2 pseudogenes are annotated in these 541 nt (G+C 69.1%); one reads left to right on the top strand and one right to left on the bottom strand.

What is annotated here, in order from left to right:
• Positions 1–155: 155 nt before the first annotated feature.
• Positions 156–344, top strand: a pseudogene (locus A8G15_RS29025) (IS256 family transposase); the annotation flags it as partial.
• A 14-nt stretch (positions 345–358) separates the two neighbouring features.
• Here A8G15_RS29025 and A8G15_RS31600 read toward each other — a convergent pair.
• Positions 359–541, bottom strand: a pseudogene (locus A8G15_RS31600) (ABC transporter ATP-binding protein); the annotation flags it as partial.

Raw genomic sequence — 541 nt, 5'->3', positions numbered from 1 at the left:
CCCATACGCCCCCGCCCGGGGACGCGCTCCCGGGTCACGGTCGGCCTCCCCGATGACCCCCTGGCACAGCTCACCGACACCACCGCCCGGCCCGCGACCCTCCCGCCACCGCCGGGGGCTACGCGCTCGCCCTCGCAGTGGTGGCGCAGCATGCCCCTCACCGGGATGCCGTCGTTCGCCTCACCGGCGCCGTCCTGGCCGAGCAGACCGACGAATGGGCCGAAGGCCGCCGATACCTCGGCCTAGAAGTGCTCAGCCGCTGCCGGCTCACCCTGACCACCAACACCGACACCAGCCAGGCGACGGAGGTGAGCACCGATGAACTGATGCAACTACCCGCCTGACCACCAACGAAGGATCAAAAACGAGTTACACCACTACCAGGGGCTTGACCCTCGAACCCGGTCAGCCCGACTCGGTCCACCCACTTCTGGACCCGGCGGTCGGCCTCTGCGCGGTCGACTCCCGCGGCGTCCAATCCGAGACGGACGTTGTCTTCGACGTTGCGCCAGGGGAAGATGCTGTACTCCTGGAACACGGG

It is taken from the genome of Rhodococcus phenolicus (assembly GCF_001646785.1).
In the GTDB taxonomy this organism is placed as follows: domain Bacteria; phylum Actinomycetota; class Actinomycetes; order Mycobacteriales; family Mycobacteriaceae; genus Rhodococcus; species Rhodococcus phenolicus.
Note: the sequence above shows the minus strand (reverse complement) of the source record. Positions and strands in the feature narration are given on the sequence as shown.